Below are 21050 nucleotides of genomic sequence, written 5' to 3'. Positions count from 1 at the left end.
CATCCGCAGACCCAAGTCCTAGGGAATCCATATGGCATCAGCACGCATTCCGATGGTGGCCGGCAACTGGAAGATGAACTTCGATCATCTCGAGGCGACCGCCTTCGTCCAGCAATTCGCGAAGAACCTCAAATCTGGCCGTTTCGACTTCTCGAAATGCGAGGTGGCCCTGTTCCCGGCCTTCACGGCGCTGCGCAGCGTCCAGGTGCTCGTAGACGCGGACAACCTCAGGATCCGCTACGGGGCCCAGACCGTCTCCGTCACCTCCCAGGGCGCCTTCACCGGCGACGTCTCCGCGGACATGCTCGCCCGCCTCGGCTGCAGCTACGTCATCGTCGGACATTCCGAACGCCGCAAATACCATCCCGAGGACGACGCGAACATCGTCGACCAGGTGCGCGCCGTGCTCGCCGCCGGCATGCAGCCGATCCTGTGCGTCGGAGAAAGCCTCGAGGAGCGCCGCAAGGGCATCGAACTCGACTTCGCCGTCGGCCAGGTGCATGATGTGACGCGAGACCTTTCCGACGAGGAGGCCGAGCGGCTCATCATCGCCTACGAACCTGTGTGGGCGATCGGCACCGGCATGGTCGCCACGCCGCAGTCCGCGCAGGACGCCGCCGAGGCGTTCCGCGCGCATCTGGCCCGCACCTTCAACGACCACGTCGCGCAGACGGTGCGCGTGCTGTACGGGGGATCGGTCACGTCGCGCAACGCCGTCGAGCTCATCGGCGAGCCCGACGTCGACGGGTTCCTCATCGGCGGCGCCGCGCTGCACGTCGACGAACTGACGAGAATCTGCATGCTCACGCTGAGGACCACATCTTCACAAGGTCTTTGAGGTTGCGGGCCGTTTTGTTCTCGGCCTTGCGCTAAGGTGGTACCAGCAATTGATAGTTTTGGAGGTTCACCAGTGTCCGGTATCGCAGTTGTCAAGCTGATCCTGCAGATTGTGCTCGTCGTGCTCAGCCTGCTGCTCACCCTGCTCATCCTTATGCACAAGGGCAAGGGCGGCGGCCTGTCCGACATGTTCGGCGGCGGTCTGACGCAGAACGCCGGCTCCTCGGGCGTCGCGGAGAAGAACCTGAACCGCTGGACGGTCATCATCGCGCTCGTCTGGGCCGCGATCATCGTCGCACTCGGGCTCATCGCGAAGTTCGTCCCCGCAGCCTGACCTTTCGGGTGGCGACCATCAGCTTCGATCCCATGGCCATGACGGCCATGGGATTCTTTGTATGCCGCCGGCCGGATCCGGTCATGAACGACCAGATACATATACGATAGGGGAGGGGATATGCCCACTACACCATCCATCATCGTCGACCTCGACGGCACGCTGCTGCACGACGCGCCGCGTTTCGAGGAACGTGACTTCAGCGCGCGCACGCAGCGCGCCGTCGACCGCCTGCACGAAGCCGGCGTCCCGGTGGCCGTAGCCACGGCGCGGCCGGTGAGCACCGGGCGCGGCATCGTCCGACGGCTGCGCGCCGACGCGTGCATCTACCTCAACGGCGCGCTCATCGACTTCGATCCCATGCACTCCGATCTGGATTCGCTCACCGGGCGCAAACCATGCGAGCCCGGCGCCATGCTCAAGGTCGGATTCCCCTCGAGCCGCGCATGCGACGTGTGCCGGGCGATCCTGAGCGTCATGCCGGATCTGCAGATCGGCATCGTCATGAACGACGTGCGCTACACGAACTTCGACGTGACGCAGTACTGGACGTCGCAGGCATGGACCTACACCGATTTCCGCGACGTGCCCGACGGCGTCGCCGACAAGATCATCGCCTTCCCGCGCGCCGATCAGACCGAACTGCTCGCCACGCTCATCCCCGACGACTTCGACGTGCATGTCTCCGAGGGAAGGCTCTGGATGCTGATGGCGCCGGAAGCGAACAAGGAGCAGGCGATGCGCACATTGTACGAACGGTGGGGGATCGATCCGTCATCGGCCGTGTCCTTCGGAGACGACATCGTCGACATCGCGATGATGGAGCAGTCCGGCACCGGCGTCGCCGTCGCGAACGCGAATCCCAAGGTCCTCGCGATCAGCGACGAGGTGTGCGCGTCGAACAACGACGACGGCGTCGCGCAATGGGTTGAACACAACATGCTGTAATTGAACATTTGATGAAATCCTTGAACAACAAGCGGATAGTATTAAACATCATATGCGTCGACCGATGATTGTACAACGCGAGGGAATGAGTTCATCAGCTGAAGCCATTTGTTCAATATTCAGCGTGTCATGTTCAACGTATGCTAGACTGTCGTTCAGTTTGCATCGCACACCTCGTGACGGGAGCTTTGATGACGGATCGATTCACGCAGCGCCTCAATCAGGCGATGGATCTGCGCAACATACGGCAGAGTGACTTCGTGAAGGCGGCCGAGGAGCATGGCGTCAAGCTCGGCCGCAGCCACGTCAGCCAATACGTCAACGGGAAGACGAGGCCGCGCCCGGAGATCGAGCGTTTCCTCGCCGCCGTGCTCGGCGTCGACGCGCGCTGGCTCGCGGGGGAATCCGTCGCCTTCGACGAACATCCGGCCACCTTCGACGACGTCGAGCAGGCGATGAACATTGAACACCGTCATGACGTTGAACACCATGACGCCGTCGCTGTTCGAGATGATGTTGAACAGATGTATCGACTTGAACATACAAATCTTGAACATAAGAGTTCAATTGAACACGATGGTGTTGAACATGAATCCACTGTCGAACCGAAGGTCATCGTTGAACACAGTGTTCAACCGTCGTCATTGAACATCGGCGAATCGACCTACGCATCGGCACCGCATCGATCCGGACAGGAGCACATCATGGAACCGCAATTCGACGACGACGTTCAGGATCCCTCGTTCACCGACGTACCGTCGAGCGTGACGCCCGAGGAGACCAAGGTGCGCGGCAGGCGCACCTTCACGAAGTCGCACAAGCTCGACAACGTCCTCTACGACGTGCGCGGACCGGTCGTCAACGAGGCCGCGCGCATGGAGGCCGCCGGCATGCACGTCATGAAGCTCAACATCGGCAATCCGGCGCCCTTCGGCTTCCGCACCCCGGACGAGGTCGTCTACGACATGGCCCAGCAGCTCACCGACACCGAGGGCTACTCGGCGTCCAAGGGCCTGTTCTCGGCGCGCAAGGCGATCATGCAGTACGCGCAGCTCAAGAAGCTGCCGAACGTCGGCGTCGAGGACATCTACACCGGCAACGGCGTCAGCGAGCTCATCAACCTGAGCATGAGCGCGCTGCTCGACAACGGCGACGAGGTGCTGCTGCCGGCTCCGGACTATCCGCTGTGGACGGCGTGCGTCACGCTGGCCGGAGGCAGGCCGGTGCACTATGTGTGCGACGAGCGGTCGGAATGGTATCCGGACATCGACGACATGCGCGCCAAGATCACCGACCGCACGAAGGCGATCGTCATCATCAACCCGAACAACCCGACCGGCGCGCTCTACCCGAAGGAGGTCCTCGAGCAGATCGTCGAACTGGCGCGCGAACACCAGCTGATGATCTTCTCCGACGAGATCTACGACCGGCTCGTCATGGACGGCCTCGAGCACACATCGATCGCGTCGCTCGCCCCGGACCTGTTCTGCGTCACCTACAGTGGCCTGTCGAAGTCGCATATGATCGCCGGCTATCGCATCGGCTGGATGATCCTGTCGGGCAACAAGGCGGTCGCGAAGGACTACATCGAGGGGATCGACATGCTCACGAACATGCGCATCTGCTCGAATGTGCCCGCGCAGTCGATCGTGCAGACCGCTCTCGGCGGACACCAGAGCGTCAACGACTACCTCGTGCCCGGCGGACGCATCTACGAGCAGCGTGAATACATCTACGACGCGCTCAACTCGATCGACGGCATCACCGCCGTCAAGCCGAAGGCCGCGTTCTACATCTTCCCGAGGATCGACGTGAGGAAGTTCAACATCCGCGACGACGAGCAGTTCGCGCTCGACCTGCTGCACGACGAGAAACTGCTCATCGTGCAGGGCACCGGTTTCAACTGGAAGGACCCCGACCACTTCCGCGTCGTCTACCTGCCGCGCGTCGAGGTGCTCAAAGGCGCCGTCGACAAGATGACGAGGTTCTTCTCCCGCTACCGCCAATGAGCCGGCGTCGAAGCCGGAACGCGGACGAACGACAAGGAAAAGAGGTCGCCTTATGGAGCATATGGACACAAACACAAACACGGACGACCGCCCGCGCGGCGCGGGCGTCGACGCGGACGATCTGTCGATCCTCGAGCTGCTCGAGAACGATGCGCGCCTCGACGCGCGGGACCTGGCGGACATCCTCGGCGGGGACGAGGAGAGCATCGCCTCCAGCGTGCGGCGCATGGAGGACGAGAAGATCATCTGCGGCTACCACACGGTGATCAACTACAACAAGGTGCTGCGCGACGAACGTATCATGGCGTTCATCGAGGTGGACGTCACGCCGATGAAGGACCGCGGATACGACCACACGGCCGCGCTGCTCGCGAAATACCCCGAGATCGATTCGCTGTACCTGATCACCGGCGACAACGACTTCGTCTGCCTCGTGCAAGGCAGGACGATGTTCGAGGTGTGCCAGTTCGTAGCCGACCGCATCGCCGTCATGGAGAACGTGCGCGGCACGAAGACGCTGTTCGTGCTCAAGCAGTACAAGCAGTCGGGCGTGCTCACCGCGGCCCCCCGCGCGGCCGGCCGCGAGGGGCGATTGGTGGTGAGCTACTGATGAAACCGATCAACCGCGCCATCGAGGCGCTCAAGCCCAGCGGCATCCGCAAGTACTTCGATCTGGCGAACTCGATGGAGGACGTCATCTCGCTCGGTGTGGGCGAACCGGACTTCGACACCCCCTGGCACATCAGCGCGAGCGCCGTCGAATCCTTCAAGGAGGGACACACCCACTACACGGCGAACCGCGGCCTGATCGCGCTGCGCCGGCAGATCGCGAACTACTACCGCAACCGCTACGGCATCGACTACGATCCCGAATCGCAGATCCTCGTGACGGTCGGCGGTTCGGAGGCCGTCGACCTGTGCTGCCGCACGCTGATCGAACCGGGCGACGAGGTCATCGTGCTCGATCCGAACTACGTGGCCTACGAACCCGCGATCACGATGGCCGGCGGCGTGCCGGTGCGCATCGGACTGACGCAGGAGCACGACTTCAAGCTGCTTCCCGAGGACCTCGAGGCTGCGATCGGCGAGAGGACGAAGGCGATCATCCTCAACTTCCCGTCGAACCCGACCGGCGGCGTGATGAGCCGCGACGACTACGCGCGCATCGTTCCGATCATCAGGGAATCCGGCATCTACGTCATCTCCGACGAGATCTATTCCGAACTGCTGTTCGAAGGGGAGTTCTGCTCGCCGGCGAACTTCGAGGAGATCCGCGACCAGGTGCTCGTGATCAACGGGTTCTCGAAGGCCTTCGCGATGACCGGCTGGAGGCTCGGCTACCTGCTGAGCAACCCCCAGCTGAGCGCGCAGCTGACGAAGGTGCACCAGTTCGTCATCATGTCGGCGCCGACGGCGGCGCAATACGCGGCGATCGAGGCGCTCGAGCACGGCATGCCGGACATCGCGGCGATGCGGCGGGAATACGAGGCGCGCCGCAACCTCATCTGCACCAGGCTCAACCGGATGGGACTGACGACGAACGTTCCCAAGGGCACGTTCTACGTCTTCGCGAACATCACGTCGTCGGGCCTGAGCTCCGACGAGTTCTGCGTGCGGCTGCTCGAGGAGCAGAGGGTCGCCGTCGTCCCCGGCACCGCGTTCGGTGAATCCGGCGAGGGATTCGTACGCATCTCCTACGCGACGAGCATGGAGCACATCAAGGAGGCCTGCTCGAGGATCGAATCGTTCCTCGAATCGCTGCGCAACGAGTGAATCCATGCTCCGGCTATGCTGGTCGTATGCCGAACACCCTCACCACCACGCCACCGCGGCTGCCACGTCTTCCCGATGCGGCCCGCGGCGCGTACGACGAAGCCCGCATCACCGCCATATGCCCCGAGGAGGATCTGGACGGGCTGCGCATCAACGGTCAGCGTGCCGACGTCGTCGACATGACGGCGGCCGCCGTGCTCGACTGCACTTTCGAACGGCTGGCCATCGGCACGCTCGTCGCCGAACGCGCGCATATCAGCCGCACGGTGGCGGACGGCTGCCGCGCCGCGTCATGCGATGTCCGCGCGGCCGGCGTGGAGGCGTGCCTCGTCGACGACTGCGCGTTCGGCGCCGTGCAGGCGAACGCGTCGAAGATCGTCGGCGTGGAGGTCCGCGGATGCCGCATCGATTATCTCAACTGCCGCGGCGCCGTCTGCCATGATCTGATGTTCAGGGGCTGCACGATAGGGGAGTTTGACGGCAACGGCGCCCGGCTGTCCCGCGTCATGTTCGCCGACACGCGGGTGGATGTGCTCTCGCTGCAGCACGCCGTATGCGCCGACGTCGATCTGCGCGGCGCGCGTCTGCGTGAGGTCAGCGGCGTCGATTCGCTCAAGGGCACGACGATGACCGTAGGGCAGATCGCCGACCTCGCCGAGGTGCTCGCCCGCAGCATCGGCATCCGCACCAGCTGACCCCGTGCGCCTTCTTCCCGGTCTTTCGCACATATATGAAAAGGCCCCGGCATGATGCCGGGGCCCTGCGTTCGCCCGACCGGTCAGGTCAGGGGCGGATCATGATCCGAGAGACGAATCAGCCGTTGACGCGGTCGATGCCGGACTGGACGTCGGTGAGGACCGAATCCCAGGACTTGATGAAGGCGGCGACGCCGTCGGCCTCGAGCTTGTCGGTGACATCCTTGAAGTTGATGCCGACTTCGGCGAGGTCGTTCATGATGTCGTGGGCTTCGTCGTAGTTGCCCGGAATGATGCCCAGCGTGGCCTGGCCGTGGTCGGCGACGGCGAGGAGGGTCTTCTCCGGCATCGTGTTGACGACGTCCTTGGCGACGAGCTCGTCGACGTACTTGACGTCGGAGTAGGCGGCGTTCTTCGTGCCGGTGGAGGCCCACAGCGGACGCTGCTTCTTGGCGCCCTTGGCTTCGAGGGCGGCCCAGCGCGAATCCTCGGCGAACTTCTTCTCGAAGAGCTCATAGGCGAGGCGGGCGTTGGCCACGGCGGCCTTGCCCAGCAGGCCCTTGGCCTCGAGCGAGCCGATCTCCTCGAGCTGCTTGTCGACCGCGGTGTCCACGCGGGAGACGAAGAAGGAGGCGACGGAAGCCATCTTGGACAGATCCTTGCCGTTGGCATCGGCCTGGACCATGCCCTCGATGAAGGCGTCGATGACCTGCTCGTAGCGCTCGAGCGAGAAGATCAGCGTGACGTTGACGGAGATGCCCTTGGCGAGCGTCGCGGTGATCGCCGGCAGGCCTTCGAGGGTCGCCGGGATCTTGATCATCGCGTTCGGGCGATCGACCTTGGCCCACAGCTCCTCGGCCTGCTTCTCGGTCTCGGCGGTCTCATGCGCCAGACGCGGGTCGACCTCGATCGAAACGCGGCCGTTGACGTAGTCGGAGGCTTCCGCGACCGGCTTGAAGATATCGCAGGCGTTGCGCACGTCGGTCGTCGTGAGCTCGCGGATCGCGGTCTCGACGTCGACCTTGCCGAGCTCCTTGAGCTGGGCGTCGTACGGACCGACCTGGCTCAGGGCCTTCTGGAAGATCGACGGGTTGGTCGTGACGCCGACCACGTCGTCGTTCTTGATGAGCTCCTCGAGGTTGCCCGATTCGATGCGGGTGCGGGACAGATCGTCCAGCCAGATCGAAACGCCGGCGTCGGAAATTGCCTGAGTGGATGCAGTCATATTGCTTCTCCTGTTTGTTGTTGGGGAAAAATCTTTTCGCCTATTGCAGTATAGGCGAAAGGGGAGGGGACGCCTTTCGACATCCCCTCATGGGTGAATCAGCGGGCCTCTTCGATCGACGCCTTCGCGGCCTCGACGACGTGCTCGGCGGTGATGCCCAGATCGATCATGTTCTGGGCGCCGTCACCCTGCAGGCCGAACTGGTCGATGGCGATGGCCTTGCCGTAGCTGCCCAGGTACTTGTACCAGGACATCGCGGAACCGGCCTCGACCGAGACGCGGGCCTTGACGCTCTTCGGGAGGATCTCCTCCTTGTACTCGTCGTCCTGCTCCTCGAACCATTCCATCGAGACCATCGAGACGACGCGCGCCTTGACGCCTTCGGCGGCCAGCTTCTTGGCGCCTTCGAGCGCCCACTGGACCTCGGAGCCCGAGGCCATGATGATGACGTCCGGCTCGCCTTCCTCGCCGTAGAGCACGTAGGCGCCCTTGCGCACGCCTTCCTTGGCCTTCTCGGCGGTCTCGACGAGCGTCGGGACGCCCTGGCGTGTCAGGACCATCGCGGTCGGCAGCGTGTTCTTCTTCTCGAAGAAGTAGCGGTAGGCCTCGGCGGTCTCCCACTCATCGGCCGGACGGACGACCTCGAGCTGCGGGATGTCGCGGAAGGAGCTCAGGTGCTCGATCGGCTGGTGGGTCGGGCCGTCCTCGCCGAGGGCGACGGAATCGTGGCTCCAGATGTACAGGTTCGGGATCTCCATGAGCGCGGACAGGCGGACCGCGGCGCGCATGTAGTCGGCGAACTGGAAGAAGGTGCCGGAGAACGGACGGGTGTCCGAGCCGAGCAGGATGCCGTTGGTGATGCAGCCCATCGCGAACTCGCGCACGCCGAAGTGCAGCTGGCGGCCGTACGGCGAGCAGTTCGGCCACTGGGTCGTGGCGTCCTCGGCCGGGGCGAAGGATGCGGCGCCCTTGATGTTCGTGTTGTTGGAGCCGCCCAGATCGGCGGAGCCGCCCCACAGTTCCGGCATGATCGGCGCGATCGCGTTGATGACGGCGCCGGAGGCCTTGCGGGTGGCGACCTTGGAGCCGGCTTCGAAGCCCGCCTCGAGGTCGTCGATGGCCTTGTCGAACTCGGCCGGCAGCTCGCCGTTCTTGATGCGTTCGTACAGCGCGGCCTTGTCCGGGTTGGCGGCGGCCCACTTGTCGAAGGCCTCGTCCCATTCCTTGTGAGCCTCGAGGCCGCGTTCGGCGACCTTGCGGGCGTGGGCGAGCGCCTCCTCGTCGACCTCGAAGGTCTTCTCCGGGTCGAGGCCCAGCGCCTTCTTGAGGCCGGCGACGGCCTCGTCGCCGAGGGCGGAGCCGTGCGACGACGGATCGTTCGTCTTGCCCGGGGTCGGCCATGCGATGAGCGTGTCGACCTTGATGAAGTGCGGACGGTCGGTGACCTGCTCGGCCTTCTCGAGAACCTTGGTCAGGCCTTCGATGTCCTCCTTGTAGGAGCCGTCGGGCTGGATGAAGCTGATCTCGTCGGTGTACCAGCCGTAGGCCTCGTAGCGGCCGAGGACGTCCTCGTCGAGCGCGATCTTCGTCTCGCCCTCGATCTGGATGTGGTTCGCGTCGAAGATCACGAAGAGGTTGCCGAGCTTCTCGTTGCCCGCGAGCGAGGAGGCCTCGCCGGAGACGCCTTCCTCGATGTCGCCTTCGCCGCAGATGACCCACACCTTGTGGTCGAACGGCGAGGTGCCCTCCGGGGCGTCCGGGTCGAGCAGGCCGCGCTCGTAGCGCTGGCCGTACGCGAAGCCGACGGCGGAGGCGACGCCCTGGCCGAGCGGGCCGGTCGTCATCTCGATGCCCGGGGTCAGGCCGTACTCAGGATGGCCCGGGGTGCGCGTGTCGGCGCCGCCGCGGAAGTACTTGAGGTCATCCAGCGTCAGGCCGTAGCCGGAGAAGTACAGCTGAACGTACTGGGTGAGCGACGCATGGCCGCCCGAGAGGATGAAGCGGTCGCGGCCGGCCCAGTTCGGGTCGTTCGGGTCCTGCTTGATGAAGCGCTGATAGAGCGTGTAGGCGATCGGGGCCAGCGAAATCGGGGAGCCGGGATGGCCGTGACCCGCCTTCTGCACCGCATCGGCGGAGAGGGCCTTCGCCATCTTGATGGCGCGCTCGTCCAGTTCAGACCAGATGTTATCGGTCATAGGTGATCTACTTTCCTTCCAATACTTCGGACGCGCGGGGGTCCGGCATTGTGCCGTCCTTCGCCCGTCCTTCACATTGCCCTTACATAGTAGCCGCCGTAACCGACTTAAACGGCGGCGTTTGGCGTGTTCGGATGCGCGCCGGGCGCGACGCGGCCGGCATCGGCCGGGACCGGACCGCCGCGGGGCGTTCGCCGGCAGCGGCAAACTAGCACTCGATGACCAAGAGTGCTCATACAATGGATGTCGGCAGGTCGCGCGCGTCGTCCGCGCGCCCGTCCGCTTCGAACAGTTCAGGAGGCTTGAGCGACCATGACCCAGACACGTCGCATGCAGGTGCTGCACGCCGTCGTCGAGGACTACATCCGCACCCAGGAGCCGGTCGGCTCGGCGGCGCTCATCGCACGCCACCATCTTCAGGTGAGCTCGGCCACGATTCGCAAGGACATGGCCGCGCTCGAGGAGGAGGGCTACCTCGTCCAGCCGCACACCTCGGCCGGTCGCGTGCCCACCGAGCGCGGCTACCGCTACTTCGTGGACACGCTCGCCACCGTCGTGCCGTTGAGCGAATCGCAGCGGCGCGCCATCCACACCTTCCTGGACGATTCGGTGAACCTGCAGGACACGCTGCAGCGCGCCGCCCATCTGCTGTCCGAGCTCACAGGACAGGTGGCCGTCGTCGCCTCGCCGTCGCTGGGCAAGTCGCGGCTGTGGCACCTTGAGCTCGTGCCGGTGTCGGCCACGTCGATCCTGGCCGTCGTCGTCACCGACACCGGCCGCGTCGCGCAGCATGTGCTGTCGGTGGGTCAGCTGCCGGCGCGCGGCCACCTGCAGTCGCTGTGCGACGTCGTCAACGAGCGCTGCGGATCGCTGACGCTGCGCACGGCCGCGTCGCGCATCCGCGCGCTGCGGCTCGGCGACGACATGGACGACGTGCGCGCGCTGCCCGGACTCGTCGCGCACGCCTTCGAATCGATGGCCGACGAGGAGCGCACGCATGAGCTGTTCATGTCCGGGGTCTCGACGCTCGCCCGCCAGCGCGCCACCGCACAGGACCTCGCGCCGCTGTTCGACGCGCTTGAGGAACGCGCGGTGCTCATGCATCTGATGACCGAGCTCAGCGAAGCGCCCGACGCGCGCGGCGTCGGCGTGGCCATCGGATCCGAGACGAACACGCCGGGGCTCATCCACGCGGCCGTCGTCACAAGTGGCTACGGTGCGAGCGAGACGGACGCGGAGGCCGCCGACGCTGGCGCGGACGAGGACGGCGCGGTTGCGCCGATCGCCTTCGTCGGCTCGATCGGCCCCACCCATATGAACTATGCCGTCACGATGGCGTCGGTGCGCGCCGTCGCACGGTACCTGACGACGTTCCTGGGGCACACCGGGACGACCGAGACCGGCATGGCCTCGTGACACCACACGTTGAACCATCGGAAGAAAAGGAACCCTGGCATTGGCTGACTACTACGAAACGCTTGGCGTGGAACGCACGGCTACCGAAGAGGAGATCAAGCGGGCGTACCGCAGGATGAGCCGCAAATACCATCCGGACATCGCCGGTCCCGAATACGAGGACAAGTTCAAGGAGGTCAACAGCGCCTACGAGGTGCTCTCCGATCCGGACAAGCGGCGCATGTACGACGCGGGCGTCGACCCGAACGACCCGGGCTCCGGCGCATACGGCGCATCCGGCCCCTTCGGCATGGGCGACATCTTCAGCCAGTTCTTCACCGGCGCCTTCGGCGGCGGCGAAGGCCCCGTCCCGCGCACGCAGCCGGGCCGCAACACGATCGAGTCGCTGGCGATCACGCTCAAGACCGCCGTGTTCGGAGGCACCCAGAAGCTCGAATACCACACGATGGGCGTCTGCGAGCACTGCGAGGGGACCGGGTCCGAGGACCGCCAGCCACCGGTCACCTGCCCGCAATGCCACGGCACGGGCCATGTCCAGAAGGTCGTGCGCACGCTGCTCGGCCAGATGATGACCTCGGCGCCGTGCGATCGCTGCGAGGGGCACGGCACGATCATCGAGCGTCCGTGCACGGTGTGCCACGGACACGGACGCGTCCCCACGCGCCGCACCCTCGACGTGCCGGTGCCCGCGGGCGTCGCCGACGGCACGCGCGTGCGCATGGACGGCCAGGGCGAGGTCGGCGAATGCGGCGGCCCCGCGGGAGACCTCTACATCGACTTCCGCGTACGCCGCGACCGCCAGTACACACGCGACGGCGACGACCTGCACTGCTGGGTCAGCGTGCCGATGACCTGGGCCGTGCTCGGACACGAGACCTCGCTCGACACCTTCGACGGCGAACAGACGCTCGAGATCCCGGCCGGATGCCAGCCGGACCAGCAGATCGAGCTCAAGGGGCTCGGCGTCACGCACCTGGGCGGCGACGGCGAGCGCGGCGACCTCATCGCGCACATCGAGGTGCAGATTCCGACGAAGCTCAACGACCGCGAGCGCAGGCTCATCGACGAGTTCGGCCAGCTGCGCAAGGACGGCGAGCGCTCCGTTGACGCCCAGGGCTCGAAGCCCGTCGCGGCCCAGAAGAAAGGGTTCTTCAGCAAGATCAAGGACGCGTTCAGCTGAGCAGCGAACGGCACATCTGGCGGTATTCGCTCACGTAGCCGCCGCCGAAGAACACGCAGTGGCCGGCGATCGGATAGAGCTGCCAGAGCGTCGTGCGTTCCTCGTATCCGGCCTTGAGCGGGTGCACGGACTGGTAGCCTTCGGTGATCTCGCTCAGGTAGGACATGCCGAACAGGTGGAGCATCGCGAGGTCCTCCTCGCGGTGCCCGCCATGCGCGGCCGGGTCGATGAGGACGGCCTCGACCTCGCCTCGGTCGTCGGTCCACATGACGTTGCCGCTCCACAGGTCGCCGTGCACGCGGGCCGGGCGGTCCGCCGCGGCGCGGCCGAGCAGTTCGGGCAGCGCTTCGATGACCTCGTTCGTCAGGTCCATATCCATGTCGCGCAATGTGCCGCGTTCGATGCCGAGCTGCACCATCGGGCGCAGACGTCCCTCGGCGAGGTAGGTGGCCGGGTCGGTCCATGCGCCGGTGTCCATCGGCACCGGGTCCTGCAACGGCCCGAAGTAGCAGGTGCCGTCGTATCCGTCGGGGGCGGAGCCGAAGTATGAGGCGCCGGCGTCGTGCATATGCGCGAGGGCGGCGCCGAAGCGGCGTGCGGCCTGCGGCGTGCTGGAGCATGCCTGCACGCGTTCGATGTCGAGGTGGTCGTCGCCCCAGCCGTACACCTCGACGACGCGCGGGCCGCCCTGCGGCGTCGCCTCGCCAAGCCATTCGAGCCCCTTGCCTTCGCATTCGAAGAATCCCTTCGGCGCGTGCGCCCTGCTCTTCCTGTACTCCAAAGCCATCCTCGGCTCCTTTCGCCGTTGCCTGTCCGTGTCCGAATCCGGGGCGCCGCGCCCCGTTTCCGCTGCCCATCCTAGGCCGTGCGCCGTATCGGCGGGACGGGTGGCGGTACAGTGAACAACGAAGTCAATACACTCATCCATCTATCTCAACGAGGGTCCATGAACTTCTTCCAAGCAATATTCCTGGGACTCGTGCAGGCGTTGACCGAATACCTTCCGGTCTCGTCGAGCGCGCATATCCGCATCATCGGCGACCTCATGCTCGGACAGGATCCGGGCGCGGCGTTCACGGCGATCATCCAGATCGGCACCGAGCTCGCCGTGCTGCTGTACTTCCGCCACGACATCTGGAACATCCTCAAGAACTGGTGCCTGTGCCTCGCCGGCAGGCAGGGCTCCGACTGGCGCCACCGCATGGGCGCGGGCAACAAGGACGCCCGCCTCGGCTGGTACATCATCATCGCCACGATCCCGATCGTCGTCGCCGGCCTGCTGTTCCAGGACGCGATCGAAAGCACGCTGCGCAACCTGTGGATCACCGCGGCGATGCTGCTCGTCTTCGGCGTCATCCTGTGGATCGTGGACGACCGCGCCCCGCAGGTCAAGACGATCGACGACATGACGACGAAGGATTCGGTCCTCTACGGCATCGGCCAGATGCTCGCGCTCATCCCGGGCGTCTCGCGTTCGGGCGGCACAATCACGTTCGGACGCGCGATGGGCTACACGCGCGAGGCGGCGGTGCGCTGCGCGTTCCTCATGGCGATCCCGGCCGTGTTCGGCGCCGGCATCCTCGAGGCCGCCAAGGCGATCAACGGGGGAGCGGCCGCCGATCCGATGTTCCCGGGCTGGGGCGCGACGATCGCGGCGACCGTCGTCGCCTTCGTCGTCGGCTACATCGTCATCATCGGCTTCCTCAAGTTCGTGTCGACGTTCTCCTACAAGGCGTTCGCGATCTACCGCATCGTGCTGGCCGTCATCGTCGCCGTGCTGCTGCTCACCGGCGTGCTGCAGCCGCTCGAGGGCGCGGCGCTCGGCGGCAACGCCTGAGGACCACACGGCCGCATATGGTTCGGGGCCCGTGCAAGGAATCCTTGCACGGGCCCCGAACCATATGCGGCCGTGTGGTCACGGCGCGCCGGGGATGGGCATCAGGCGGATTCGAGAACGTCCGCGCCGACGCTCACATCTGCTGGTCGCGCAGATAGGCCTCCGCCTCCTGCACGAGCTGTTCGACGGCGGGCGCGCCGGCCGTCGTGATGTCCTTCGCACGCTGGCGCATGTCGGCGTCATGTTCGAGCTGGTCCACGTACTGTGCGAGGTCGGCGTTGTTGCGCACCATGATGTCGCAGTGCGAGCGCCACTGCGTGGCCTTGTTCTCGAGGTCCTTCGCGTCGAGCCTGACGCCGATGACCTTCGAGAGCTCATCGAGCAGTTGCAACGTGGCCTGTGGGCACGGGTCGGATCCAAGGTACTGCGGCAGCGACACCCAGATGGCCGTCGTCTCGTAGCCCTCCTCGATCGCGAGCGCGTCAAGCAGATGGGGGATTCCAATCGGACCGTTGTATTCGCTGTCCGGATCCGTCTGCTCGCCGTCGACGCTCACGTCCATCGGCAGCGGACGCGTGTGCGGGCATTCGGCGAACATCGATCCGAGCGTGATGATGCTGTGCACGTCGTACTGCTGAGCGAAGTGCAGACTTTCCTTGCAGTACTCCATCCAGTGGTAGTTCGGCTCGGGGCCGAGCTGGGCGAGGATATGCAGCGAATCGTCGATCGTGATGTCGTAGAACGCGGTCTGCGGCCACAGGATGCGCCGTGTGCCCTGGATGACGCACTGCATCGGGCGGGAGGTCTGGTAGTCGTAGTAGCCGTCGCGGCTGATGTGGCCGACCTCGAGCGCATGGAACTTGGAGACCAGATGGCGCACGACGTTCGTCGCGCTCTGACCGGCATCGTTCCAGCCGTCGAACGCCGCGACCATGATGTATCTCGCTCTGGGTCTCTGTCCGTACATGACTTTTACTCTAGACCTCGATTTGTTCAGGAATCGTGAAGGTTAGCCCCGGGCTGACACCTCTCGGCGTACGGCGTATCGGGGTATTGGAAGCACAGTCTACGCTGGCCGCGCCGCCGTATGCGACTCCTGTTCCGCACTGTGGGCTGCACGTTCTTCCCGAACGTCGTGCCATGCGGCCGGGGAAGGGCGGCACGACGGGCGACACGCCGTGATGTTGCGAATCGCGGCGGCGTCGTTTAAAGTAGTCAATCGTGCTCAGGCAGCCCAAGCGCCGCCAGGAACACATGCGGACATAGCTTAGTTGGTAAAGCGCGACCTTGCCAAGGTCGAGACCGCGGGTTCGAGTCCCGTTGTCCGCTCTAAGGTCCGATGAGTCTGACGACCTTGTCGGTGGGTTAGCCAAGCGGTTAGGCAGCGGCCTGCAAAGCCGTATAGACGAGTTCGACTCTCGTACCCACCTCGCACGGATGAGCGATCATCCAAGCCGACCGGGCGGTTGGCGCAGTGGTAGCGCACTTCCCTGACACGGAAGGGGTCACAAGTTCGAATCTTGTATCGCCCACGAGCCGAGTGATCGGCATAACTGAAGAACGGGTGATTGGCGCAGCGGCTAGCGCACTTCCTTCACACGGAAGGGGTCGTAGGTTCGATTCCTACATCACCCACCCATATGGGCCTCCGACGGCATGTCGGAGGCTTTTCTGTTTCGGCGTGTCCGTTGGGATGGGTCGGCGTGTCGGGCGTGTCGTGTGGAGGCGTGTCCAAGGGTGGTGCGTGCGTGGTTTCGGAAACCGGATAGGTGATTTCGGGTACCGGTCGGGTACCAAGGTGCCCTAGGATCGTTCCGGGTTGGATGCGCGCCCTGTGTGTTTCGGCGTGTCGCGGTGAGGGTTTTCTTCTGCCGCATCGGAGAGACGCATGACGAACACGAACATGAGCATGAACAATATGGAGGGGTGCCGTTTCGGCGGCGTCCTGGCGAAGAGGCGCGCGGACGGGAGCGTGGCCTATCTGGCCCGTTACGCGAATCCCAAACGTCCCGGAAGCAGGGTGGGGCGCCTGTTCGACACCCGCGCCCGCGCGGTGGCGTGGCTGGACGACGAGCGGGTCCGCGTCGACATGTACCGCCGTGGGCTCGCCGACTGGACGGCGCCCAGGGAACGGGACAGGGCGGCCGCGCTGTCCGGCATCACGTTCGCGGACTGGGCGGATGTGTGGATGGACAGGTGGGGTGGTCGTGCGCGCGGCGGGGAGCCTCTCGCGCCCGCCACGCTGCGTCGCAAACGTCTCCTGCTGCGACGGTTGAAGGACGTGTTCGGCCGTGTCCGGCTCGACGCGGTGGACGCGCGCATGGTGTCCGCATGGCTGGACGGATGCTCCCTGGCGGCCACGCCCAAACGTGAGGCGTACATCATGCTGCGTGCCATCATGCGCGCCGCGGTCGCGCCGCCCGATGGTTCGGCGCCGTTGCTGGAACGGTCCCCCTGCGTGGCGCCCGTGCCGGCGAAACGCATGGCGGACAAGGATCTGATCGCGGAGCTGTCGCAGGATGACATTCGGCGTCTGGCCGAGGCGATGCCGGCGTACACGCGCATCAGCATCCATGTCATGGTCGCGTTCGGTCTGCGCATCGGGGAGATGTGCGCGCTGCGCGTGGGGGATTTCGATCTGGAACGGCATGTGCTCACCATCCGTCATTCGATCCGCCGCGGCCCTGATGATACGGGTCCGGTGCGTCTGGGCGCCATGAAGACGCGCGGGTCGATGGCGTCCATGCCGATCCCCGAACGGCTCATACCGAAACTCGCGGAGCATATCGGCATGTTCTGTCATGAGGGGCCGGAGGCGCAGCTGCTCAACCCGGTGCACGGCGGAGTCATGTCGGACAGGACGCTGCGCGCCCAGTTCGACCGGGCCGCCGCCCGTATGGGACGTCCCGAACTGACCCCGCACATGCTGCGCGCCACGGCCATTTCGCGCATCATCCATGAGGGCGGCGAGTTGAAGGATGCGCAGCTGTTCGCCCGGCATGCGGATCCGACCATCACGATCCGCTACTACGCGAAGTCGCGTGGCCTGGAGGAGCGTGCGCGCCTGGCGGCCATGTCGTATGACGACGTGTTCTCCCCGGGCCGGAGCCGTGACCAGCTCGGCCGTGAGCTCGACGAGCTGGAGCGGCGCGCGGACCGGATCCGTCGGCTCCTCGCCCGCTGACCATCTCCGCCGTCATCCGACGCATGCACGTCATGCCGACATTGCATGGCACAGGCAAGGGATTAAGGAGTCGGTGATGATGGTGCATGGGGAGATGGTGAGCGGTGACGGTATGGAGGATCCGGGGCGGATGGACGGCCCCGTGCCGGAGTATTGCGCCGACATGGACGGTGATGATGTCATCGTCGTGATGCGGGGGCGTATTCGCGACGGGGTCCGTGAGCTGCACGATGTGGCCGTCATGGATCTGGACCGTCTCGAACAGGAGGATGGTGGCGGTCGGGCGGTGGCCGTGTGGATGGGTGAGGGGATGCTGGAGAGCGTCGTCACCCATCCGCACGGCTGGCTGGCTGCGGGGCCGATATTGCAGGCGGTGGTCGACTCCGTGTTCCAATATGTCACCGACATGGCGTTGGAGGTGGCCGGCGGGGATGTCGTGGCCGGCGCGGACCGGATGCTGCGCGGTCTGGACGGGGCGGGGGACGCATCCGTGCCCGGTCATGGGCAACATGAGTCTTAACCGGGCGGCGCGCGGCGACAGTTCGGATGAATGGTATACGACGCCGGCCACGGCGGCCGTCGAGCTTGAACGGCATCGGGACGCTCTGCGCGGCCGGGCCGTGCATTGCAACGCGGATGGTCCCGACTCGGCGTTCGCGCGCTGGCTGTCCGCGAACGCCGCCGATCTGCGGCTCCGGCGGCTGACGCTCACCCGGTGGCGGGAGGGTGCCGGTTCGCTGCTCGACCCGGACGGGTGCGGCGACCGGTGGGATTGGGCTGGCGACGGGTGGGAGCATGCGCGGCTGCGCGGCGACGGGTCGTATCGGAGCCGTGAGTGCATGCGGGTGACGGCGGGCTGTGACATCGTGGTCACGAATCCGCCGTTCAGTCTCCTGTCCGACTATGTGCCGCGCATGCTGCGCGCCGGCGCGGACCTGCTGGTCATCGGCACGTTGAGCTGTGCGAAGTATGCGCGGATCCTGCCGTATGTCCTGGACGGGACGCTCCGGTTCGGCTATATGTGTTCGCGTATGCGTTTCCGTGTCGGCGACGGGGAGCGGGTGCTGGGCAACGCCCGCTGGCTCACCACGCTGCCCGTGCGTCGCGCACCGTTGCGCCCGCACGGCGACCCGGCGTTGCTGGAACCGTTGGACGGTCGGCCCGGCGTGCTGCATGTGCCGAGGCTGGACATGCTGGCCGACGTGCCGGGCGTGTATGCGGTGCCGCTCACGTTCCTGGACGTGTGGCCGTTGGACGGGTGGCGGCTGCGCGGCGTGTTCGCGGACGGTCCGGACCGTCATCATCTGGGGCGTGCGTGCGTGCATGGCCGGAACCTGTTCGCCCGCCTGTGCGTGCAGCGGCTCTGACGCATCCGGCGGGTGCATGTTGGCCCCGGTGGCGCAGCGGATGGCGCGTCCGTCTCCGGAACGGAAGGTCGCGGGTTCGAATCCCGCCCGGGGCACGGGGTCGTCTTCAGCACGCCGTCCGCCGCCTGTTTCGGCGCGGATGGTGTGCGAAAACGCCCCCGGCCGGTCATTGCACTCAGGCCGGTCGGGTGCGGTCCGGGACGTCGTCACATGTGCGCCGGACCGCACCCTTCCCTCTTGTTCCTTTCTTTTTCGTCCGCCGACGCATAGGGCCGGTGCGTGAACGTACGCAGTGGAAAGGAAACCCCCGTTATGGACGAAACCCGCATGCTTGCCACGGTCGAGGATGCGCCCGGCCCCGACATGGCCGTCACGGTCGAGGATGTGCCGGCCGTGACGTTCCCCCGCACCCTGCGCGGATACAATCCGGACGCGGTCGACCGGGTTCTCGCCGACGAGCGGCGCCGCAACAGTGAGCTTCGCCGCCGTCTCGCGCATGACGCGGAGGCGTTCGCCGCCGTCGAACGGGAACGAACGCGTCTGGCGACGATGACGGACCGGCTCATCCGTGAACGTGACGCGGCCCGCGAGGATGCGCGCCATGCGCTCACCGCCGTCGCCCGCGACAACGAGCAGATGATCGACAACTGCCGTCGACAGGGCGAACGGATCGTGACGGAGGCGCACACGGACGCGGACCGCATCGTCGCGGAGGCGACGGGCCGGGCGGATGCGATGCTCGACGAGGCGCGCCAGAATGCGGCGCGAACGGTGGAGGACGCCGCCGAACAGGCGAAACAGGCGGCCGCGGAAGCGGACCGGATCGTCGAGGAGGCGCGGCGTCGCGCCGACATGCTGCTTGCGGCCGCCCGCACACGGGTCAGGTCCGCCGAGGAGCGGGCGGGCGCCGCCGACCGTGCGTTCCGTGAGATCACGGCACGGCTCACGGAACTGGCGGACGCCCTCGAGGCGGGCGTCGACGGCACGGCGGCGGACGGGGGGACGACGCGGTGAGCCGCATCGACCTGGGGTTCGCGCAACGGCGCGGCGACGACGAGTTCCACACGCCCGCCGGCACGGCGGAGCCGATGCTGCAACGGTACGCGGACCGGCTGCGTGGCGCGCACGTGCTGCTCAACACGAATGACGGGGACACGTCCGCGTTCTGGACGATCCTGTGCGAACGGTTCACGCAGTGGGGTCTGCGCTCGCTCACGAGTCTGCGTTTCGACCCGTCGGCGGATACGCTGTTCGCCGACGCGGACGGCGGCGGCCGCGTGTTCCGCTATGACGGGCGCCATGTCTCATGCGAGCCGACGGGGGATGCGGGCGGATTCGATTCACCCTCCGGACTGCGGGAGCTGACGGCCGCGGACGTGGTGGTCGGCAATCCGCCGTTCAGCCGTCTGAAGGATTATGTGCCGCGGCTGGTCGCCTCGCGGACGGGGTTCCTGATTATTGCGAATCCGATGTGTCTGGCCTACCGGAGCGTGTTCCCCCTGTTCCGCGCCGGACTGCTGCGATGCACGGGCGGCAACGGGGGGTTGTGGTTCCGTCACCCGTCGGGCGACGTGGATGCGTGCGCGACACGTCGCGACGTGGACGGCTGTCAGCTGGTGCGGGTCTCCCCGTGCGGATGGCTCACCAACCTGCCCGGCCCCATGGAGGGGGACGTGTTCGACCCGGAGCCTGGCGACCCGTCCATGCTGCCGCTTCTGGACGATCCGGCCGTGCCGGTCGCCGACCGGCGCGCGCTGATTCCCGGCGGCCATGACGGCATGGTGGCCGCGTCGGTGGGGGTGTTCACGATGTGGCCGCGCGGCTGGCGGCCCGTGGCCGTCTCGGGCGCGGAGGGCTGGCCGGCTGCGCGTGTGCACGGGAGAAAAGCGTATAAGCGGATCCTGTTGGAGCCGTGCCCCGGCTGGGTTCCCGGGATGGGCGTTCCGCGGCGAGCCGGATGACCGTCTCGGCGGGGATGTGCAGGAGACGGATGATGGTGTCCGTGTCCTCGCCGCGGTCCAGCCAGTGGCGGGCGATGTCGAGTCGGATG

Annotated in this window: 19 protein-coding genes and 5 tRNA genes; 20 read left to right on the top strand and 4 right to left on the bottom strand. The window is 66.0% G+C overall.

Annotation, left to right across the window (positions count from 1 at the left end):
* The first annotated feature begins 31 nt into the window (after positions 1–31).
* The 7 genes from tpiA (at position 32) to D2E22_RS01715 (ending at position 6596) form a co-directional block, all read left to right on the top strand.
* Positions 32–838: a triose-phosphate isomerase gene (gene tpiA / locus D2E22_RS01745; protein WP_126031391.1), complete on the top strand. Its 807-nt coding sequence runs from the start codon at positions 32–34 to the stop codon at positions 836–838.
* 81 nt (positions 839–919) lie between these two features.
* Positions 920–1171: a preprotein translocase subunit SecG gene (gene secG / locus D2E22_RS01740; RefSeq protein ID WP_126031513.1), complete on the top strand. Its 252-nt coding sequence runs from the start codon at positions 920–922 to the stop codon at positions 1169–1171.
* Positions 1172–1291: 120 nt separating this feature from the next.
* A complete protein-coding gene (locus tag D2E22_RS01735) occupies positions 1292–2119 on the top strand; it encodes an HAD hydrolase family protein (RefSeq protein ID WP_126031390.1) in 828 nt (275 codons plus the stop codon).
* A 191-nt stretch (positions 2120–2310) separates the two neighbouring features.
* On the top strand, positions 2311–4128 hold the full coding sequence (locus tag D2E22_RS01730; RefSeq protein WP_126031389.1) for an aminotransferase class I/II-fold pyridoxal phosphate-dependent enzyme: 1818 nt from the start codon (positions 2311–2313) through the stop codon (positions 4126–4128).
* 61 nt (positions 4129–4189) lie between these two features.
* Positions 4190–4738: an Lrp/AsnC family transcriptional regulator gene (locus tag D2E22_RS01725; protein ID WP_126031388.1), complete on the top strand. Its 549-nt coding sequence runs from the start codon at positions 4190–4192 to the stop codon at positions 4736–4738.
* Positions 4738–5901, top strand: a complete 1164-nt coding sequence (locus D2E22_RS01720; RefSeq protein WP_126031387.1) for a pyridoxal phosphate-dependent aminotransferase — start codon at positions 4738–4740, stop codon at positions 5899–5901. Before D2E22_RS01725 ends, D2E22_RS01720 begins: the two co-directional genes overlap by 1 nt.
* A gap of 26 nt (positions 5902–5927) precedes the next feature.
* A complete protein-coding gene (locus tag D2E22_RS01715; protein WP_126031386.1) occupies positions 5928–6596 on the top strand; it encodes a pentapeptide repeat-containing protein in 669 nt (222 codons plus the stop codon).
* Between the two features lie 118 nt (positions 6597–6714).
* On the opposite strand, the gene tal is transcribed toward D2E22_RS01715, so the two are convergent.
* Positions 6715–7821, bottom strand: a complete 1107-nt coding sequence (gene tal, locus D2E22_RS01710; protein ID WP_126031385.1) for a transaldolase — start codon at positions 7819–7821, stop codon at positions 6715–6717.
* A gap of 98 nt (positions 7822–7919) precedes the next feature.
* The gene (gene tkt, locus D2E22_RS01705) at positions 7920–10016 is read right to left on the bottom strand and encodes a transketolase (RefSeq protein ID WP_126031384.1); all 2097 of its coding nucleotides are present in this window, start codon (positions 10014–10016) and stop codon (positions 7920–7922) included.
* Between the two features lie 312 nt (positions 10017–10328).
* Here tkt and hrcA point away from each other — a divergent pair, with 312 nt between their 5' ends.
* Together hrcA and dnaJ are read left to right on the top strand one after the other, a co-directional pair.
* The gene (gene hrcA / locus D2E22_RS01700; RefSeq protein WP_126031383.1) at positions 10329–11432 is read left to right on the top strand and encodes a heat-inducible transcriptional repressor HrcA; all 1104 of its coding nucleotides are present in this window, start codon (positions 10329–10331) and stop codon (positions 11430–11432) included.
* Positions 11433–11472: 40 nt separating this feature from the next.
* The gene (gene dnaJ / locus D2E22_RS01695; RefSeq protein WP_126031382.1) at positions 11473–12612 is read left to right on the top strand and encodes a molecular chaperone DnaJ; all 1140 of its coding nucleotides are present in this window, start codon (positions 11473–11475) and stop codon (positions 12610–12612) included.
* On the opposite strand, the gene D2E22_RS01690 is transcribed toward dnaJ, so the two are convergent.
* Positions 12605–13540, bottom strand: coding sequence for a fructosamine kinase family protein (locus D2E22_RS01690; protein WP_126031381.1), 936 nt, complete (start codon positions 13538–13540; stop codon positions 12605–12607). The genes dnaJ and D2E22_RS01690 overlap by 8 nt on opposite strands.
* 18 nt (positions 13541–13558) lie before the next feature.
* Here D2E22_RS01690 and D2E22_RS01685 point away from each other — a divergent pair, with 18 nt between their 5' ends.
* Entirely contained in the window at positions 13559–14449 is an 891-nt protein-coding gene (locus D2E22_RS01685) for an undecaprenyl-diphosphate phosphatase (RefSeq protein WP_126031380.1), read from the top strand.
* Positions 14450–14582: 133 nt separating this feature from the next.
* Here D2E22_RS01685 and D2E22_RS01680 read toward each other — a convergent pair whose 3' ends face one another.
* Complete coding sequence (locus tag D2E22_RS01680) at positions 14583–15383, bottom strand: PAC2 family protein (protein WP_126031379.1); 801 nt, start codon at positions 15381–15383, stop codon at positions 14583–14585.
* A 322-nt stretch (positions 15384–15705) separates the two neighbouring features.
* Between D2E22_RS01680 and D2E22_RS01675 the strand changes: the two genes are divergently transcribed.
* The 10 genes from D2E22_RS01675 to D2E22_RS01635 all read left to right on the top strand — a co-directional run bounded on the left by D2E22_RS01675 (position 15706) and on the right by D2E22_RS01635 (position 20961).
* Positions 15706–15778: transfer RNA gene (locus tag D2E22_RS01675), tRNA-Gly, on the top strand.
* Positions 15779–15808: 30 nt separating this feature from the next.
* Positions 15809–15879: transfer RNA gene (locus D2E22_RS01670), tRNA-Cys, on the top strand.
* Positions 15880–15909: 30 nt separating this feature from the next.
* Positions 15910–15981: transfer RNA gene (locus D2E22_RS01665), tRNA-Val, on the top strand.
* Positions 15982–16011: 30 nt separating this feature from the next.
* Positions 16012–16084: transfer RNA gene (locus tag D2E22_RS01660), tRNA-Val, on the top strand.
* A 253-nt stretch (positions 16085–16337) separates the two neighbouring features.
* Positions 16338–17633 carry a tyrosine-type recombinase/integrase gene (locus tag D2E22_RS01655; protein ID WP_126031378.1) on the top strand — a complete coding sequence of 432 codons (1296 nt, stop codon included), beginning with the start codon at positions 16338–16340 and terminating at the stop codon, positions 17631–17633.
* Positions 17634–17709: 76 nt separating this feature from the next.
* On the top strand, positions 17710–18153 hold the full coding sequence (locus tag D2E22_RS10445) for a hypothetical protein (protein ID WP_164518371.1): 444 nt from the start codon (positions 17710–17712) through the stop codon (positions 18151–18153).
* The gene (locus D2E22_RS01650; RefSeq protein WP_164518370.1) at positions 18143–19000 is read left to right on the top strand and encodes an adenine-specific methyltransferase EcoRI family protein; all 858 of its coding nucleotides are present in this window, start codon (positions 18143–18145) and stop codon (positions 18998–19000) included. The genes D2E22_RS10445 and D2E22_RS01650 overlap by 11 nt, the downstream gene beginning before the upstream one ends.
* A gap of 22 nt (positions 19001–19022) precedes the next feature.
* A tRNA-Arg gene (locus D2E22_RS01645) sits at positions 19023–19095 on the top strand.
* A 217-nt stretch (positions 19096–19312) separates the two neighbouring features.
* On the top strand, positions 19313–20014 hold the full coding sequence (locus D2E22_RS01640; RefSeq protein WP_126031376.1) for a DivIVA domain-containing protein: 702 nt from the start codon (positions 19313–19315) through the stop codon (positions 20012–20014).
* Positions 20011–20961 carry an adenine-specific methyltransferase EcoRI family protein gene (locus D2E22_RS01635; RefSeq protein ID WP_126031375.1) on the top strand — a complete coding sequence of 317 codons (951 nt, stop codon included), beginning with the start codon at positions 20011–20013 and terminating at the stop codon, positions 20959–20961. Before D2E22_RS01640 ends, D2E22_RS01635 begins: the two co-directional genes overlap by 4 nt.
* The last annotated feature ends 89 nt before the right edge of the window (positions 20962–21050 follow it).

The organism is Bifidobacterium castoris, from assembly GCF_003952025.1.
In the GTDB taxonomy this organism is placed as follows: domain Bacteria; phylum Actinomycetota; class Actinomycetes; order Actinomycetales; family Bifidobacteriaceae; genus Bifidobacterium; species Bifidobacterium castoris.
The sequence above is the reverse complement of the archived record's forward strand: the minus strand, read 5'-3'. Positions and strand labels throughout refer to the sequence as shown.

Bases quoted from the DNA above. Each gene is read 5' to 3' on its own strand.
- D2E22_RS01725 (WP_126031388.1), top strand. From the start codon at position 4,190: ATGGACACAAACACAAACACGGACGACCGCCCGCGCGGCGCGGGCGTC.
- D2E22_RS01730 (WP_126031389.1), top strand. From the start codon at position 2,311: ATGACGGATCGATTCACGCAGCGCCTCAATCAGGCGATGGATCTGCGC.
- D2E22_RS01655 (WP_126031378.1), top strand. From the start codon at position 16,338: ATGACGAACACGAACATGAGCATGAACAATATGGAGGGGTGCCGTTTC.
- D2E22_RS01720 (WP_126031387.1), top strand. From the start codon at position 4,738: ATGAAACCGATCAACCGCGCCATCGAGGCGCTCAAGCCCAGCGGCATC.
- D2E22_RS10445 (WP_164518371.1), top strand. From the start codon at position 17,710: ATGATGGTGCATGGGGAGATGGTGAGCGGTGACGGTATGGAGGATCCG.
- D2E22_RS01680 (WP_126031379.1), bottom strand. From the start codon at position 15,383: ATGGTCGCGGCGTTCGACGGCTGGAACGATGCCGGTCAGAGCGCGACG.
- tkt (WP_126031384.1), bottom strand. From the start codon at position 10,016: ATGACCGATAACATCTGGTCTGAACTGGACGAGCGCGCCATCAAGATG.
- hrcA (WP_126031383.1), top strand. From the start codon at position 10,329: ATGACCCAGACACGTCGCATGCAGGTGCTGCACGCCGTCGTCGAGGAC.
- D2E22_RS01735 (WP_126031390.1), top strand. From the start codon at position 1,292: ATGCCCACTACACCATCCATCATCGTCGACCTCGACGGCACGCTGCTG.
- D2E22_RS01715 (WP_126031386.1), top strand. From the start codon at position 5,928: ATGCCGAACACCCTCACCACCACGCCACCGCGGCTGCCACGTCTTCCC.
- D2E22_RS01685 (WP_126031380.1), top strand. From the start codon at position 13,559: ATGAACTTCTTCCAAGCAATATTCCTGGGACTCGTGCAGGCGTTGACC.
- D2E22_RS01690 (WP_126031381.1), bottom strand. From the start codon at position 13,540: ATGGATGAGTGTATTGACTTCGTTGTTCACTGTACCGCCACCCGTCCC.
- D2E22_RS01650 (WP_164518370.1), top strand. From the start codon at position 18,143: ATGAGTCTTAACCGGGCGGCGCGCGGCGACAGTTCGGATGAATGGTAT.
- D2E22_RS01640 (WP_126031376.1), top strand. From the start codon at position 19,313: ATGGACGAAACCCGCATGCTTGCCACGGTCGAGGATGCGCCCGGCCCC.
- tal (WP_126031385.1), bottom strand. From the start codon at position 7,821: ATGACTGCATCCACTCAGGCAATTTCCGACGCCGGCGTTTCGATCTGG.
- tpiA (WP_126031391.1), top strand. From the start codon at position 32: ATGGCATCAGCACGCATTCCGATGGTGGCCGGCAACTGGAAGATGAAC.